The following is a 14,580-nucleotide window of genomic DNA, read 5'->3' as shown; positions in this document are numbered from 1 at the left end:
GTCAGCGGGCGAGCCGCCCGCACAGCCCAGAGCAGCGCAACCCGGAGGGCTCCGACAGAGCCGTCTGCGATCCGCGCACGCGGTTTGCACCGGGTGTAAACGGCTTGCAACAGACTGCTTTCGCCCGTCGGTTGCGGGCGACAATGCAGTTCGGCAGGAGGTGGTCCATGAACGCCCTGGACAGCTCACATTCGCTGTGGCACACGCCCGCCATGCGCGACGCTCTCACCCGCCGCGACGCTGGCGCGATCGTGCGCCTGGCCCGCCGCGCCGCCGACGTCACCCTCGCCGACCTGGGCCAGGCCGTCGGCTACACCGCAGCTTCGCTGTCGCGGATGGAACGCGGACAGCAGCCGATGCGCGACATCGAACTCCTCACGCGCATCGCCGGCCTCCTCGGCATTCCGCCACCTCTGCTCGGGCTGGCACCGCGACACGATGCGGCGACGGCAGCTCCGTACGGCCCCGCCGCCCCACCCGGCGTCGATAGCCTGGGCCGTGAGCCGATCGGCGAGGAGGATGAGGACCCGGTGCGACGCCGCAAACTCCTGGCCCGCGTAGCCGGGGCCACCACCAGCGTGATCCTCACCCCCACCGCTGCCACCGCAGCACCACGGCCGAGCCTGTCCGGCCTGGAGGACGTCCTCCTCTACCGAAACACCCCGCCCCTGGCCGCCCCGGAGCCGACTCCGGCCGCGGTTGCCGCAGCCGTCGACGCCGCCCGGCGCGACTTCGCCGCCTGCCGCTACGACCGCCTCGCCCGCGCGCTGCCCGGCCACTTTGCCCTCGCCCAGGCCCTCACCGACGCCGGGCCCCCGGAGGGCGGCGCGACCGCGGTCGCCGAGCTGTACAACATCGCTACCCGGCTGTGCATCAAGCTCGGCGAGGACGAGATGGCCGCAGCCACCGCCGACCGCGCGCTCACTGCGTGCCGCGGCGGCGCGGACGCGCTGACCACCGCCGAGGCCCACCGCATGGTCTCCTCCGTCTGGCGCCGCGCCCAGCACTACACCCGCGCCACGGACGTCGCTGTCACCGCCGCCCAGCAGCTCGCCGGCGGCAGCAGCGACGCCGCCGTGCTGTCGGCGAAGGGCAACTTGTACGCCACCGCCGCCTACACCGCGGGCAAACAAGGCGACCGGTGCCTGGCCCGCGACCTGATCGCCGAAGCTGCCACCACCGCCGACCAGCTCGGGCACGACGCGGTCACCGGCGGCGCGGTGTTCGGCCCCAGCCAGGTGATCCTCCACCAGATCTCCATCAGCTACCTACTGGGCGACGCCGGCACCGCCATCGAGCACGCCCGAAGAATCCGCCCGGCCGCGCTGCCGACCCCCGAACGCCAAGCCCGCTACTACGTCGATGTCGCCCGCGCATTCGACCAATGGGGCAAGCACGACCGCTGCTACAACGCGCTGCTGGCCGCCGAGAAGGCAGCGCCCCAGGAAGTGCGCCTCGGCTCCGTACGCACCATCGCCGCCAGCCTGATGCGCCACGACCGCCACCTGCCCGGGATCCGGAACTTCGCAGCCCGAGTCGGCGCCCTCGGCTGAACGGGCGGTCAGCGGATCCCGCGTCCTGCGTGCACCGGGTAGCCGGGTGCCTCTTCACCGACTACAACCGCTGCCCGGTGCACGGCTCAGACCTCCGCCCAGGCGGTGTCAGTCGAAGGTCACCGAGAAGCGGCGGTTGGCGAGGCTCGGGTTCTTCGCGCGTACCTCCGCGACCCGCGCGGACTCCAGGACCGCCGACGCCACCCCCGGCGTCTCGCCGGCGGACGCGGCGATCTGGCCCATGGGGTCGACGATGGCGCTCTGCCCGCACGACACGGGGCCCGTCTGGCCGCAGCCGAGGACGTACACGGTGTTCTCGATCGCGCGGGCCCGCAGCAGTGTGGTCCAGTGGTCCTCCTTGACCGGCCCGGCGACCCACGCGGCGGGCACGACGACGGCCTCGGCGCCGGCGTCGACCAGGAACCGGGCCATCTCCGGGAAGCGGAGGTCGTAGCAGGTCATGACGCCGACGGTGAGGCCGTCGAGGGTGAAGGTCAGGGCCTTGGCGGGCTGTGCCTGGATGCGGTCGGACTCGCGGTAGCCGAAGGCGTCGTAGAGGTGGACCTTGCGGTAGACGCCGAACTGCTCGCCGGCGCGGTCCACGGCGAGGACGGTGTTGCTGGGCTTGCCGGAGCCGTCCGCCGCGGCCTCCGTCATCCCGGCGACGACCGCGATGCCGTACTCCTTGGCCAGCGCGGCGATCGCCGTGGCGAACGGGCCGTCGACCGCCTCGGCGTCGCCGGAGACGTCGGCCAGCGGGTCGGGGTTGGTGTACATGCTGTTCTCGGGGAGGACGACGAGGTCGGAGCCGCGCGCGGCGGCGGTGGCGACGAGGTCGGCGGCGGCCTTGAGGTTGGCGGCCTTGTCGGTGGTGGCGGCGAACTGGGCGACGGTGGCGAGCATGGGAGGTGTCGTGCCTTTCGTGTCCTGGGGGGCTGGAGGCCCAGCCCCCGGATCGGAGGGGTCGGGGGCGCGGCCCCGGGGTCTGGGGGCGTAGCCCTCGGAATCTTTCGTTACCCGGCCCCGGCGGAGCCGGCGCAGGGGGTCCGGGGGCGCAGCCCCCGGCTATCCGGCGGCCAGGGCGTCGGTCTCGGCGACCGCGGCGCTGAAGCCCGCCAGCAGCGCGCCGTGCTGCATGGTCAGCACCAGTTGGTCGGCGCCGTGCGCGAGCGCGAACGCCTTCTCCGCCGCGGACCAGGCCGGCAGCACCCACGGCTTGCCGGCCGCCCGGGCCGCGTCCGCGATGGCGGCGAGGTCCGCGAAGTCCGCCTCGCTCCTGGTGTACGCGCCGCGCGCGCGGCGCATCGACAGGTCGCTGGGGCCGACGAACACGCCGTCGACCACCGGCAGGTCGAGGATCTTCTCGATCTCCTCGAACGCCCCGGCGTCCTCGATCATCGGGTAGACCCGGGTCTCGCGGTCCTGGCGGGCGATCCAGTCGTCGTCGAACCCGCCGTACCCGGCCGTGCGGCCGCCGGCGAAGCTGCGGTCGCCCAGCGGCGGGAACTTGCCGTACGCGCAGACCTCGGCGGCGTGCGCCGCGCTCTCCACGTGCGGGACGACGACGGCCGTGGCGCCGAAGTCCAGCGCCTGCTGGATCGGGCCGCGTTCCGGGCCGAGGACCTTGGCCAGGACGTCGAGGTCGAGCCGGCGCAGGAACGGGATGAAGCGCTCCAGGTCGGCGAGGCCGAAGGCGCCGTGCTCGATGTCGAGCACCACGGCGCCGTATCCGGTGGCCGCCACGATCTCGGCGGCGGCGACGTTCGGGTCCGACAGCCAGGCGGCGTATGCGCGGCGGCGGTCGGTCGTGCGCGGGGGCATGAGCCTCCTCGGGAGTAGGTATACACTGCGTATACACATGGAACGACAGAGGGCGGGGAGCGTGTCAGTCGACGAGAGCGGCCGTGCGGTGACGGCGCGGGCGCGGGCGTACGAGTGGGTCCGGGAGGCCGTCCTGCTGGGGCGGTACCCGGAGGGCTCGTTCCTGGAGGAGAAGGTCCTTTCCGAGGCTGCGGGGGTGTCGCGGACGCCGGTGCGCGAGGCGCTGCACCGGCTGGCCGCCGAGGGGTATCTCGACCTGCTGCCGCGGCGCGGCGCGCAGGTCCGCCGCGTCACCGTGGCCGAGATGATCGAGACGTACGAGATGCGCCAGGTGCTGGAGATCCACGGCTTCCGCACGCTGTGCGACAAGCGGCTGGAGATCCCCGCCCGGCAGGCCGAGCTCCTCGAACTGATGGGGGACGCGGAGCTGCTGGCGCGCTGCCGCACCGGCGACCGGGAGGCCATCGCCGAACACGGGAAGCTGGACTTCCAGTTCCACTTCGGCTTCGTCCAGGCCACCGGCAACACCGTGCTGACCGACCTGTTCCGCAGCCTCCGGCCGCGCCACCAGCGCATCGGCGTCTCGGCGATAACGATCCGCCCCGAGCGGCTGCCGCTCATCATGCGCGAGCACAAGGCGCTCCTCGACTCCCTCGGCGGGCACGAGTTCGAGACCGCGGCCCGGACGATCCGCGCCCACCTGAACCCCGACCAGACGGTGGTCGCGCACCTGGACTGACCGGCCACGGCCGGGTGCGCGCACCTGCGGTGACCGGCCACGGTCGGGCTCGCCCCTCACGCCGCCGCCATCTCGCGCCACAGCCGGCGGCGCTCCGCCTGCTGCGCCGGGTCCGGCACGGGCGCCGCGGCGACGAGCCGTCTGGTGTACTCCGTACGCGGGTTGGTCAGCACCTCGCGCGCCGGTCCGTGCTCCACAAGACGGCCGTTCTGCAGCACCGCGACCTCGTGCGCGAGGAGTTCGACGACGCCGAGGTCGTGGCTGATGAACAGGCACGCGAAGCCCAGCCGGTCCTGCAGCTCGCGGAACAGCCGCAGCACGGTGGCCTGGACGGAGACGTCGAGCGCGGACGTCGGCTCGTCGGCGATGAGCAGCTCCGGCTCCAGCGCCAGCGCGCGGGCGATGCCGACGCGCTGGCGCTGCCCGCCGGACAGCTCGTGCGGGAACCGGCTCGCCCAGTGCGCGGGCAGCTCGACCTGCTCCAGCAGCTCGGCCACCCGGGCGTGCGCGGCAGCACGGCCCGCGGCACGGCCAGTGACGCGGTTGACCAGCAGCGGCGCGGCGATGGAATCGCCGATCGACCAGCGGGGGTTGAGCGAGGCGCCGGGGTCCTGGAAGACCATCGAGTACGTGGGCCGGAAGGCCCGCAGCCGCCGCCCCGACAGGCGGGTGACGTCGGTGCCGCAGACCTCGACGGACCCGCCGGTGGCCCGGGAGAGCCCGACGACGGCCCGGCCGATGGTGGACTTCCCGGAGCCGGACTCGCCGACGAGGCCGAGGACTTCGCCCTTGCCGATCGTCAGGCTCACGCCGTGCACGGCCTTGAACCCCTTGCGGCCCAGCCGCCCCGGGTACTCGACCTCCAGGTCCCTTATCCGCAGCGTCGTGTCCTTCGCCTCCGCAGGCGCGGTCACCGCGGCGGGCTCCGCGTCGCCCGGGAGTGGGGGCACCCCCGCCAGTGAGGGCGTAGCCGGCGGGGGAGGCGGCTTGGGCACGGCGGCCAGCAGCCGGCGGGTGTACTCGTGCTCCGGCGCCGCGAACAGCCGCCCGGCGGGCGCCTCCTCGACGACCTCGCCCTCCTTCATCACCACCACGCGGTCGGCGATGTCGGCGACCACGCCCATGTCGTGGGTGATGATGAGGACCGCGGAGCCGAGGTCCCGGCGCAGGCCGCGCAGCAGTTCCAGGATCTCGGCCTGCACGGTGACGTCGAGCGCGGTGGTCGGCTCGTCGGCGATGATCACCTCGGGGTTGCCGGAGATCGCCATGGCGATCATCGCGCGCTGCCGCTGGCCGCCGGAGAGCTGGTGCGGGTAGCTGTCGACGCGGCGTTCCGGCTCCGGGATGCCGACCTTCGTCAGCAACTCGATCGCGCGGGCGCGGGCGGCGGGCGCGGTGACCTTCTCGTGGCAGCGGATGGCCTCGGCGATCTGCTTGCCGATGGTGTAGACGGGGTTGAGCGCCGTCATCGGCTCCTGGAAGATCATCGCGATCCGCTTGCCGCGGACGCCGCGCAGCGCCTCGTGGCCGAGGCCGAGCAGCTCGGTGTCGTGGAAGCGGATGCTGCCGCGGTGCCGGGCGCTGCCGGCGACCAGGCCGAGGACGGACATCGAGCTGACCGACTTGCCGGAGCCGGACTCGCCGACCAGCGCGACGACCTCGCCGCGGCCGACGGTGAAGCTGACGTCCCGTACGGCGGGGGTCCACTCGCCCGCGACGCGGAAGTCCACCGACAGCCGCTCGACGCACAGCACGGGCTCGGGCGCGGCGGCCGTCCCTTCCTCTTCCTGCACCGCGCCGCTCACTTCGGCACCGCCGCGGTCCCGGCGGGCGCGCCCGTACGGGTGTTGCGGTCGTACTCCGCCAGGTACGCGGCGCAGAAGCCGAGGACGCGCTCGATCCACACCTTGCCGGTCTCGGCGCTGCCCAGGCTCACGTCGCCGGTGCAGCCGGTGGCGCTGATCTCGGAGAAGTCCCAGAGCACCGTGCCGGGTACGGGCTGGCCGGGGATGGCGGCCTCGGTGTAGCTGGTCGGCGTCCATCCGGCCGGCGAGGCGAGCGCGCCGGGCTCGGCCAGTTCGCTCTGCACCTGCTCGGGGAACATCGCCAGCATCGCCGAGTGCTCCGGCTCGGCGCCGTGTCCGTAGGCGGTGGCCGGGTCCTCGTACACGTCGCGCATCAGGGCGTAGCCGAGCTGCCAGGGGTAGAGGTGGCCGACGAGGACGCCGAAGTCGCGCCGGGCGTCGAGGGCGGCGCCGGTCACCGGGCCGACGTTGCCGCCGTTGTTGTCGACGATGACGATGCGGCGGAAGCCGGAGGCGACGAGCGCCTCGATGATCTCGTACGTGACGTTGCGCAGCGTCTCCTGGCTGAGGGAGAGGTTCCCGGCGAAGCCGCGGAAGACGCCGGAGTGGCCGTAGTTGAGGGCGGGCGCGACCCAGTGGCCGTGCTCGCGGGCGAGCCGGTCGGCGACCCACTCGGCGACGATCGAGTCCTCGTGCACCGGCAGGTGCGGCCCGTGCTGCTCGATGGCGCCGATGGGCAGCAGGACGACCGGGTCCTGCTCCGCCAGGTGCTTGACCTGCGTCCAGGACAGCTCGCCGAGACGGTGGGTGTCGGGCAGGGAGACGGCCATGGGGTTCGGTTCCTTTCGCTGCTGTGCGGTGGTGCTGTCGTGCGTACGGAGGGAGTTCACGAGTCGGTGCCGCTGCGGCGCGGGTCGAGCAGGTCGCGCAGGCCGTCGCCGAAGACGTTCAGGGCCAGCACGATCAGGATGATCAGCACCGACGGGTAGACCAGCAGCGTGGGCTGGACCTCCAGGAAGTCGCGGCCCGCGCCGACCATCGTGCCGAGCGACGGCAGCGGCGGCTGGGCGCCGAGGCCGAGGAAGCTCAGGCCCGCCTCCATCTGGATCGCGAAGCTCACCGAGAGGCTGAGCTGCACGATCACCGGTGCGGCGACGTTCGGCAGGATCGTGCGCAGCAGGATGGTGCTGCGCCCGGTGCCCATGATCTCGGCGGCCTCGACGTACTCCACGCTGCGGATCGCGAGCACCTGGCTGTAGACGATCCGGGTGAACCGCGGGATGTACAGCACGCCGATGACCATGACGACGTTGACCAGTTCTGGTCCCATCGCGGCGACCACGGCGATGGCCAGCACGATGGGCGGGAAGCTGAGCAGGATGTCGATGCCGCGCATGATGACGCTCGACGCCCAGCGTCCGCCGTAGCCGGCGATCAGGCCCAGCGTGGTGCCGATGGCCCCGGCGATGAGGACCGCGGACAGCGCGACGGCCAGCGACGTACGCAGCCCGATGAGGAGCCGGGAGAGCACGTCACGCCCGTAGTCGTCGACGCCGAGCACGCCCTCCTGGGTGAGCGGGGTGCCGGCGATGTCGCGGTAGTCGTGCGGCGCGATCAGCGGGGCGAGCAGCGCGGCGGCGCCGACGAGCAGCAGGAAGCCGCCGGCGACGGACGTACGGCGGTTGCTCGCCAGCCCGCGCAGCAGGTGCTTGCCGCCGCGGCGCGGCGGGGCGGCGGCGGTGGGCGGCGCGGGGGCGGTGTCGAGTTCGACGGTCGGCATGTCAGGCTTCCTCCGCCCGCGGGTCGAGGGCTCGTACGACCAGGTCGCCGACGAGGTTGACGAGGATGACGACGGCCGCGACGGCGAGGACGACGGCCTGGATGACGGGGTAGTCCCGCTGCCCGACCGCGCTCATCAGCAGCGAACTCACCCCGGGCCAGCCGAAGATCGTCTCCACCAGCACGGTGCTGCCGATCAGCGTGGTCAGCTCCACCGTCGTCGCGGACGCCACCGGCAGCAGCGCGGTGCGCAGCGCGTGGTCCTTGATCACCCGCTGCTCGGCGAGGCCCTTGGAGCGGGCGGTGCGCACGTAGTCCGCGGAGAGGGTCTCCAGCATCGCCGCGCGCGTCATGCGCGTGATGACCGCGCACGAGGCGGCGGTGAGCGTGACCACCGGGAGGATGAGGATCTGCAGGTGGGCCACCGGATCCTGCCAGGGGGTGGTGAACCGCTGCGGCGGCAGGATCGGCACGAGGAACGCGAAGACCATCAGCAGCAGCGTGCCGACGACGAACACCGGCAGCGAGATCCCGAAGATCGAGCCGGCGACGAGCGCGTGGTCGGCGGGCTTGTCGGCGCGGGTGGCCGCGACCCGGCCGAGCAGCACGCCCAGCGTCACCGCGATGATCAGCGAGACGAGCACCAGCTCCAGCGAGTTGCCCAGCCGGTCCGGCAGGTCCTGCATCACCGGCCGGCTGCTCATCAGCGAGGTGCCGAGGTCGCCCTGGAAGAGCCGGCCCCAGAAGCCGAAGAACTGGCTGACGAAGGAGTCGTTCAGGTGCATCGTCTCGCGGGTCTGCGCCACCTGCTCCGCGGTGGCGCCCTCGCCGAGCGCGGCGCGCGCCGGGTCGCCGGGGATGAGGCGGACGAGGAGGAACACGATGCTGCCGACGGCGAAGAGCTGGAGCACCGCCTGCGCGAATCTGGTGAGGAGGAACCTTCTCATGGCTTGTCCATCCATATGCGGCGGAGCGTCACACCGGTCCACGAGCCCTTGGGCGGGTGCCGGTAGCCCTTGACGTAGTCGTAGTGCGCCTCGCCCTGCTGGCGGCGTACGGTCCAGGTCATCGGCACCAGCTCCAGGGCCCGCTGCTCGACGTCCCGGTAGATCTCGTCGCGCAGCGCCCGGTCGCGGGTGCGGCGGCCCTCGGCGAGCAGTTGGTCGATGCGCTCGTCCTTGAAGTCGGTGTTCGCGGTGAACGTGCCGGTGCTGCCGAGGAAGTCGCTGAGGGACGCCGGGTCGCCGAACTTCGGCGCGGTGCCCCAGGAGTGCACGGGGTACGACCTGGCCTCGACGCTGGCCCGGAAGGTCAGCCACTCCTGCTGGGTCAGCCGCACGTCCACCCCGGCCGCGCGGATGCCCGGCAGCATCGCCTGGGCGGGGCGGGCGATGACCGAGTACGTGCTGGTGGTGACGACCGGCAGCGTCAGCCCCTCCTGGCCGGCCTTCTTCAGAAGAAAGCGGGCCTGCTCGGGGTCGTAGTCCATGGTGTTGTCGAGGGAGCCGGAGTAGCGGGCGAAGGCACTCGGCATCAGCGCCCCGTCGATGGGCTCGCCGTGGTCGAGGAGCGCGGTCTCCAGCACGGACGGCCGGTTGATCGCCAGCGCGACGGCCTTGCGGACGCGGACGTCGTCGAACGGCGGCTTGCTGGTGACGAAGCCGACGAAGCCGAAGCCGAAGCTGCGGTCCGAGGCGAAGCGCAGCCGGGGGTTCTCGCTGATGACGTCGACGTGGGTGGCGGGGACGTAGTCGATCATGTCGACGGTGGCGGTGCGCAGGGCCGTGACGCGGGCGTAGTCGTCGCTCATCGGCTGGAAGACCATGGCGCTGAGGTACGGCAGCTCGGGCTCGAAGTACTCGTCGAAGCGCTCGTAGGTGGTGCTCACCCCGGGGATGCGCTCCACGAACCGGAACGGGCCCGTGCCCATGACCTGCGTCTTGGGGTCGGCGCCCGACTCGATCCAGCGCTGGGAGACGATGTTCGCGGTGGGGTTGGCGAGCACGAAGGGGATCGTGGAGTCCGCCTGCTTGAGGTGGAAGACGACCCGGGTGGCGTCGGCGGCCTCGACCTCCTCGACCAGGTCGAGGAGCGGTCCGGTGGTCGCCGCGGTCTTCTCGTCCATCATGCGGCGGAAGGAGAACGCGACGTCCTTCGTGGTCAGCCGCGAGCCGTCGTGGAAGCGGACCCCGGGGCGCAGCTTGACCTCGTACGTCGTGTCGTCGGCCCAGCCGAACTCGGCGGCGAGGTCGCCGATGATCTCGCCGTCGCCGTCGTACTGGAGCAGCGCGTTGTACGTGAGCTGCCGCAGCAGGTCCGACGCGGCGCCGGTGGTGACGTGCGGGTCGAGGTTGGCCGGATCCGTGGAGAGCCCGAAGTGCAGCACCCCGCCCCGGCTGGGCCGGCCGGGCCGGGGGGTCACTTCCTCCATGGACGACGGCAGGTTGACCGGGCTGCCGCACGCGGCCAGCGCCGCGCTGCCCAGCGCGCCACCGCCGGCGGCGAGGAGGTGCCGCCTGCTGATTGGTGCCATTGAACATCTCCACACATCGGGGCCAGGGGACGAGCCGTACCGGCGGTGGATCCACCGTGGATGTGGCATGTATACACGGGGTCCACATGGGGGTCAACGGGTGTGCAGAGCTTGTTTACGCGACGGAAGCAGTGGTCAGCGCGGTGAGGAGGGCGAGACCCGGGTGCGAGGGCTGCGGGGTGGGCGCGGGCCGGGGTGGACTTGACCAGGGACCGAGAGGGCGCGGGCGGCCCGCGGCGGGCGGGCGGGCGCGGCGCCGGGGAGGCGGCGGGCGGCGGGCGGCCGGCGCCCCGGCAGACGTGCGGGTCGTCGGGCCGCGCGATCTGCGCGGGAGCGGGGGCCCGCGGGCCGGAACGGCCGGCGGGGTTCGCGCTCAGGCGTACGGGCCGTCAGGCCGCGAGCCGGGCGCGGGCCTCGGCGAACAGGTCCGGGTACGCGGTGCCCCAGGTCACGGCGGCGTGCGAGAGCGCGTCCAGGGCGGCCCTGAGCGGGTTCGGCTCGGCGGCGCCGAAGAGCGCGGGCAGGGCCATGGCCTGTTGCAGCACGTTGTCGTGGCGGCCGTCCGTGGAGTCCACGAGGGTCTGCGGGACGCTCGGGTCGGCGAAGAGCCGGTCGAAGGCGCGCGTCATGTCATCGAACGGCACCGGCAGCTCCTCCCCCCGGTCCACGGCGTCCAGCCCGGCGGCTATCCACCCGACCCGGTCCAGCCCGGCCGCGGTCAGGGCCCGACGCGCCGCCCAGCGGGCCAGGTCCCGCTGCGCCGCCGGCCCGGCCGCGTCGACCACGTCGATCAGGTCGCGGTCCAGCCGGACCAGCATCGTCACGTTGCCCCCGGCGGCCAGCACCCGCTCGCTCGGTATCCGCCCGCCCCAGCGCCGCCGCTCCGCCCGCTCGCGGGCCTCCGCGCGCTCGCGCTCCCGCGCCTCCCGCTCGCGGCGCGCGGCCTCGGCCAGCTCCTCGGCGGTGGGCGGCGGGGGGAGACGGCGGGCGACGCCGTGCCAGTACGCCGCCTTCCGGGAGGTCTCGCGGACGATCCGCTCCGGGGCGGGTGGGGCGGGCCAGAACTGCAGCAGGTAGTGGTCGACGGGCGGCCCGCCGCCCAGGACGGCCGACTCCGCGTCCGGCTCGATGTCCATCCCCCGCGCGCAGTACCGCACCCGGTGGTCGGTCTCCGCCAGCTCCGCGGCGCACAGCTCCCCGTCCCCCCACGGGACCACCGACGTCCGCGGCGAGGAGGGCCGGAAGGAGACCTCGACGACCTCCTCCCACTCCTCCGCGACGGGCGGCGCCTCCTCGTGCACCTCGACGGTCAGCCCGACGGGGCCGGTGTGCAGCCCGGTGGTGCAGAACAGGAACCCGGGCACGGCGGCTCCGCACAGCCCGTTGCGCTGCCCGGCGCGGGAGTCCCACGGCTCCTCCTCGAACTCCCGCCGGCTGTCCACGTAGAACTGCATGTAGCTGACGTTCAGTTCACCGCTGTACACCGTGCGCATGCGGCCAAGTCTGCCCGCCACCACTGACATCGGGACCCCTACCGGGCGGGCGTGGGTAGGTTCAGTGGTGCGGGCACGTCACGTCCTGCGGGTGGAAGGGGGCTCGGTGGCCGAGCCGGAACGGGGCGGCGGGCGGGGGCGGGTGACGCGCGGGGCGACGCTCGCCGGCCTCCTGCTCTGGCCTCTCGTGTGCTTCGCCCACGCGTGCGCCGTCGTCTGGGTCTACCTCTTTCTCGGGAAGGTTCTCTTCCTGCTCCTGCTGCTGCCCTTCGTTCTCACCGCCCTGATCCTGGCGGGCGTCACCGTACTGCTCTGGGAAGCGACGGGCGCGGCGGAAGGCGGCCACGACGCCGCTCTGGGGTGGGGGTTCGTCGCGCTGATGTTCGCGTACTTCTGCGTCCTCGCGTCCGCGGGCGACCTGATGCTGCGCTGGCAGGGGACTGAGACCACCTGCACGGTGCGCGCCGTCGAGGAACGGCTGGACACGAGGCTCACGTTCGCCGAGAACGTGGACGCCACGGCCACCCGCTACGACCACGAGCTGGCCTGCCCCGACGGCGGGCCCGCGGAGGTGACCACCGACACCGGCGACCTGGCGGCGGGCGACCGCGTCGCGGTGGTGTACGACCCCTCGGCCGCCTGGGGCCCCTGGGGTGCGGACACGGCGGAGGAACTGGACCGGGACCACGGCTTCACGGTCGGCGCGGGCGGCATCGCCGCCGCGGGCACAGGGGTGTGGACGCTCTCGGTGCTGTGGTGCGCGGCGGCCGGCATCGGCACACCCCCGGCCTCCCGGCGGCGAGCGGAGGGACCGGCCCCTACGAACGGGTAGCCCGCCCGACCTGCACGGGGCTCAGCGGGCCAGCTTCATGTCGACCCAGGGGACGGTCTCGCCGGGCAGCACGTAGCGCTCGGTCTCGACGAAGCCGTGCTTCTGCGCGAAGAGCAGCCCGCTCTCGTTCGACGACAGAACGACGGTTTCGATCTGCTCCGCGCCCAGCTCCCACGCCTTGTACAGCCCGCGCACGTACAACTCCTCGCCGATGCCCTTGCGGCGGTGGTCGGCGAGGACGCGGGCGATGACGGTGGAGACGCGCGAGCCCTTCTCGGGCGGGCGCACGGTGCTGCAGCCGACGAGGACGCCGTCGAGGTAGGCGACCTCCAGGTGGTGACGCCCGGCACGGTCCCGTACGTCGTCGAGGGACAACTGATGCGTGGGGATGGTCACGTTGTGGACGTCGCGCCAGTCCCGGAGCGCGTCGTCGTCGACCGGCTGCGTGAAGCGTAGATCGGACACACCGGCACCCAACCCCGCGGATGCCCCGCGCGTCAACTGCCGGGACCCGACGGGTCAGTGCCCGCCGACGGGCTCGGTGCAGCCGCCTTCCATGTACCGGCCGTGCACCTCGATCTCGCCGGCCCCGTAGGCGGTGTTGCCGCTGACGCAGGGGCCGGTCCCGGTCACGGTCACGTCCCAGGCGACGGCGCCCGGACCGGCCGGCTTCGCGTAGACGGATCCGTCGTAGCCGAGGTCCTCCAGTACGTGCCGGGTGCGCCGCGCGTCCTTGAGGTCGGCGGGCGCGGCGGCCTTGAGGCCGGCCCCGATCCGCGCCGCGTGGACGTCGCCGCGGCACTGCTCGTCGGGGGAGACGGGGAAGGTCTGCTTGAAGGCGTGGTTCTCGGCCCACTTCGGGTTCTCGGGGGGTGGACCGATGTCGTCGGCCGGGGTCTTGCTCGGTTCGGGCGTGGCCTCGGTCGGCAGGCCGCGGCACTTCTCGGCGATGCCGGGCCAGGCGCGGTCGTGCTCCGTGCGGGCGGCGCGGGCGTACTCCTCGGCGGTGGAGGGGGACGCGCTCCCGTCGGGCACGGGCTCAACGGACCCCGGGGCGGATCCGTCGCCTGACACCGCGTCGGTCGCCGTACCGGCCGCTGGACCCGCCCCCGTACCGGAGCCGTCCTCCTCACCGCACCCCGCCACGACGACCAGGCCCAGACAGACCGCCACCGCGGCCAGAACCCCCCGCCGCACCCCGGCAACCCGTATCACCACAACCGCCCCCTCTTCTCAGCCCGGGACGATTCTGGCCTACCGCCGCAAGTCACGCACCGGCAGGCGTCGTCTTCCGGCCGCCGGGGGTGCGGGGGCCAAGTGTCAGTGGCCGCCCGCGGGCTCGGTGCAGCCGCCTTCCATGTACACGCCGTGTACGTCGATGTCGTCGGGGAAGTCGGTGCTGCCGCTGATGCACGGCCCCGCGCCCGCGACCATCACGTCCCACCCGACGGCGGACGCTGCGACCTGCGTGCTGACCCTGTCCTCGGCGTAGCCGAGGTCCCTGAGCACGAGCCGGACGGCCCGCTCGTCCCCGGGATCGGCGAGTGCGGCGTCGTCGAGTGCGGCGGCGATGCGCGCGGCGTGCGCCTCGCCGCGGCACAGCTCGTCGGGCGCGACGTCGGTGGTCTGCTTGTACGCGTTGTTCTCGGCGTACTTGGGATTCTCGGGCTCCGGGTGGTCGCCCGCGCTCGTCTCGGCCGAGGGCTCCGCCCGTACGTCGCGGCACTTCTCCGCGACGTCCGGCCACGCCCGGTCGTGCTCGGCCCGCGCGGCGTCGGCGTACTCCTCCGCGGTGGACGGCGACCCGCCCCCGGAAGGCGTACCCGCACCGGATCGCGAACCGCTCTCCTCACCGCAACCCGCCGCGACGACCGCGCCCAGACACACCGCGACCACGGCAACCCCACCCCTGCGCACCCCGGGCATCCCCATTCCGCCCCTCCCCATCCCGGCCCGCGCCCCCCTGGCTCCGGCCCGGGACGAGTCTCGCCCACCACCGCAGGCCCCGCTGTAGCGGGCGTCACG

Annotated in this window: 14 protein-coding genes; 3 read left to right on the top strand and 11 right to left on the bottom strand. The window is 73.3% G+C overall.

The genetic code is table 11. The features are described 5' to 3' along the window. The first annotated feature begins 167 nt into the window (after positions 1–167). Complete coding sequence (locus O7599_RS18845; protein ID WP_281616769.1) at positions 168–1,553, top strand: helix-turn-helix domain-containing protein; 1,386 nt, start codon at positions 168–170, stop codon at positions 1,551–1,553. A 108-nt stretch (positions 1,554–1,661) separates the two neighbouring features. Here the strand turns inward: O7599_RS18845 and O7599_RS18840 are convergent, their stop codons facing one another. Continuing rightward, a complete protein-coding gene (locus O7599_RS18840; RefSeq protein ID WP_281616768.1) occupies positions 1,662–2,456 on the bottom strand; it encodes a carbon-nitrogen hydrolase family protein in 795 nt (264 codons plus the stop codon). A gap of 162 nt (positions 2,457–2,618) precedes the next feature. Beyond that, positions 2,619–3,374: an aldolase/citrate lyase family protein gene (locus tag O7599_RS18835; protein WP_281616767.1), complete on the bottom strand. Its 756-nt coding sequence runs from the start codon at positions 3,372–3,374 to the stop codon at positions 2,619–2,621. Positions 3,375–3,411: 37 nt separating this feature from the next. Between O7599_RS18835 and O7599_RS18830 the strand changes: the two genes are divergently transcribed. Then, the gene (locus O7599_RS18830; protein WP_281616766.1) at positions 3,412–4,113 is read left to right on the top strand and encodes a GntR family transcriptional regulator; all 702 of its coding nucleotides are present in this window, start codon (positions 3,412–3,414) and stop codon (positions 4,111–4,113) included. A 56-nt stretch (positions 4,114–4,169) separates the two neighbouring features. Here the strand turns inward: O7599_RS18830 and O7599_RS18825 are convergent, their stop codons facing one another. The 6 genes from O7599_RS18825 to O7599_RS18800 all read right to left on the bottom strand — a co-directional run bounded on the left by O7599_RS18825 (position 4,170) and on the right by O7599_RS18800 (position 11,723). Further along, complete coding sequence (locus O7599_RS18825) at positions 4,170–5,918, bottom strand: ABC transporter ATP-binding protein (RefSeq protein ID WP_281616765.1); 1,749 nt, start codon at positions 5,916–5,918, stop codon at positions 4,170–4,172. Continuing rightward, positions 5,915–6,748 carry a creatininase family protein gene (locus tag O7599_RS18820; RefSeq protein WP_281616764.1) on the bottom strand — a complete coding sequence of 278 codons (834 nt, stop codon included), beginning with the start codon at positions 6,746–6,748 and terminating at the stop codon, positions 5,915–5,917. Before O7599_RS18820 ends, O7599_RS18825 begins: the two co-directional genes overlap by 4 nt. 56 nt (positions 6,749–6,804) lie before the next feature. Continuing rightward, on the bottom strand, positions 6,805–7,698 hold the full coding sequence (locus O7599_RS18815; protein WP_281616763.1) for an ABC transporter permease: 894 nt from the start codon (positions 7,696–7,698) through the stop codon (positions 6,805–6,807). 1 nt (position 7,699) lies between these two features. Further along, positions 7,700–8,644: an ABC transporter permease gene (locus O7599_RS18810; protein ID WP_281616762.1), complete on the bottom strand. Its 945-nt coding sequence runs from the start codon at positions 8,642–8,644 to the stop codon at positions 7,700–7,702. After that, complete coding sequence (locus tag O7599_RS18805; protein WP_281616761.1) at positions 8,641–10,230, bottom strand: ABC transporter substrate-binding protein; 1,590 nt, start codon at positions 10,228–10,230, stop codon at positions 8,641–8,643. The genes O7599_RS18810 and O7599_RS18805 overlap by 4 nt, the downstream gene beginning before the upstream one ends. Before the next feature lie 389 nt (positions 10,231–10,619). Beyond that, entirely contained in the window at positions 10,620–11,723 is a 1,104-nt protein-coding gene (locus O7599_RS18800; protein WP_281616760.1) for a hypothetical protein, read from the bottom strand. A gap of 106 nt (positions 11,724–11,829) precedes the next feature. Here O7599_RS18800 and O7599_RS18795 point away from each other — a divergent pair, with 106 nt between their 5' ends. After that, complete coding sequence (locus tag O7599_RS18795; RefSeq protein ID WP_281616759.1) at positions 11,830–12,555, top strand: hypothetical protein; 726 nt, start codon at positions 11,830–11,832, stop codon at positions 12,553–12,555. A gap of 21 nt (positions 12,556–12,576) precedes the next feature. On the opposite strand, the gene O7599_RS18790 is transcribed toward O7599_RS18795, so the two are convergent. From O7599_RS18790 to O7599_RS18780, 3 genes are all read right to left on the bottom strand, one after another. Next, positions 12,577–13,020, bottom strand: a complete 444-nt coding sequence (locus tag O7599_RS18790) for a GNAT family N-acetyltransferase (protein ID WP_281616758.1) — start codon at positions 13,018–13,020, stop codon at positions 12,577–12,579. A 54-nt stretch (positions 13,021–13,074) separates the two neighbouring features. After that, complete coding sequence (locus tag O7599_RS18785) at positions 13,075–13,590, bottom strand: hypothetical protein (protein WP_281616757.1); 516 nt, start codon at positions 13,588–13,590, stop codon at positions 13,075–13,077. 285 nt (positions 13,591–13,875) lie between these two features. Next, positions 13,876–14,487 (bottom strand): hypothetical protein, encoded by a 612-nt coding sequence (locus tag O7599_RS18780; RefSeq protein WP_281616756.1) that lies wholly within the window; start codon positions 14,485–14,487, stop codon positions 13,876–13,878. Between the last annotated feature and the right edge of the window lie 93 nt (positions 14,488–14,580).

The organism is Streptomyces sp. WMMC500 (assembly GCF_027497195.1).
Classification (GTDB): Bacteria; Actinomycetota; Actinomycetes; order Streptomycetales; family Streptomycetaceae; genus Streptomyces.
The sequence above is the reverse complement of the archived record's forward strand: the minus strand, read 5'-3'. Positions and strand labels throughout refer to the sequence as shown.

Bases quoted from the DNA above. Each gene is read 5' to 3' on its own strand.
- O7599_RS18805 (WP_281616761.1), bottom strand. From the start codon at position 10,230: ATGGCACCAATCAGCAGGCGGCACCTCCTCGCCGCCGGCGGTGGCGCG.
- O7599_RS18800 (WP_281616760.1), bottom strand. From the start codon at position 11,723: ATGCGCACGGTGTACAGCGGTGAACTGAACGTCAGCTACATGCAGTTC.
- O7599_RS18830 (WP_281616766.1), top strand. From the start codon at position 3,412: ATGGAACGACAGAGGGCGGGGAGCGTGTCAGTCGACGAGAGCGGCCGT.
- O7599_RS18840 (WP_281616768.1), bottom strand. From the start codon at position 2,456: ATGCTCGCCACCGTCGCCCAGTTCGCCGCCACCACCGACAAGGCCGCC.
- O7599_RS18780 (WP_281616756.1), bottom strand. From the start codon at position 14,487: ATGGGGATGCCCGGGGTGCGCAGGGGTGGGGTTGCCGTGGTCGCGGTG.
- O7599_RS18815 (WP_281616763.1), bottom strand. From the start codon at position 7,698: ATGCCGACCGTCGAACTCGACACCGCCCCCGCGCCGCCCACCGCCGCC.
- O7599_RS18835 (WP_281616767.1), bottom strand. From the start codon at position 3,374: ATGCCCCCGCGCACGACCGACCGCCGCCGCGCATACGCCGCCTGGCTG.
- O7599_RS18820 (WP_281616764.1), bottom strand. From the start codon at position 6,748: ATGGCCGTCTCCCTGCCCGACACCCACCGTCTCGGCGAGCTGTCCTGG.
- O7599_RS18810 (WP_281616762.1), bottom strand. From the start codon at position 8,644: ATGAGAAGGTTCCTCCTCACCAGATTCGCGCAGGCGGTGCTCCAGCTC.
- O7599_RS18845 (WP_281616769.1), top strand. From the start codon at position 168: ATGAACGCCCTGGACAGCTCACATTCGCTGTGGCACACGCCCGCCATG.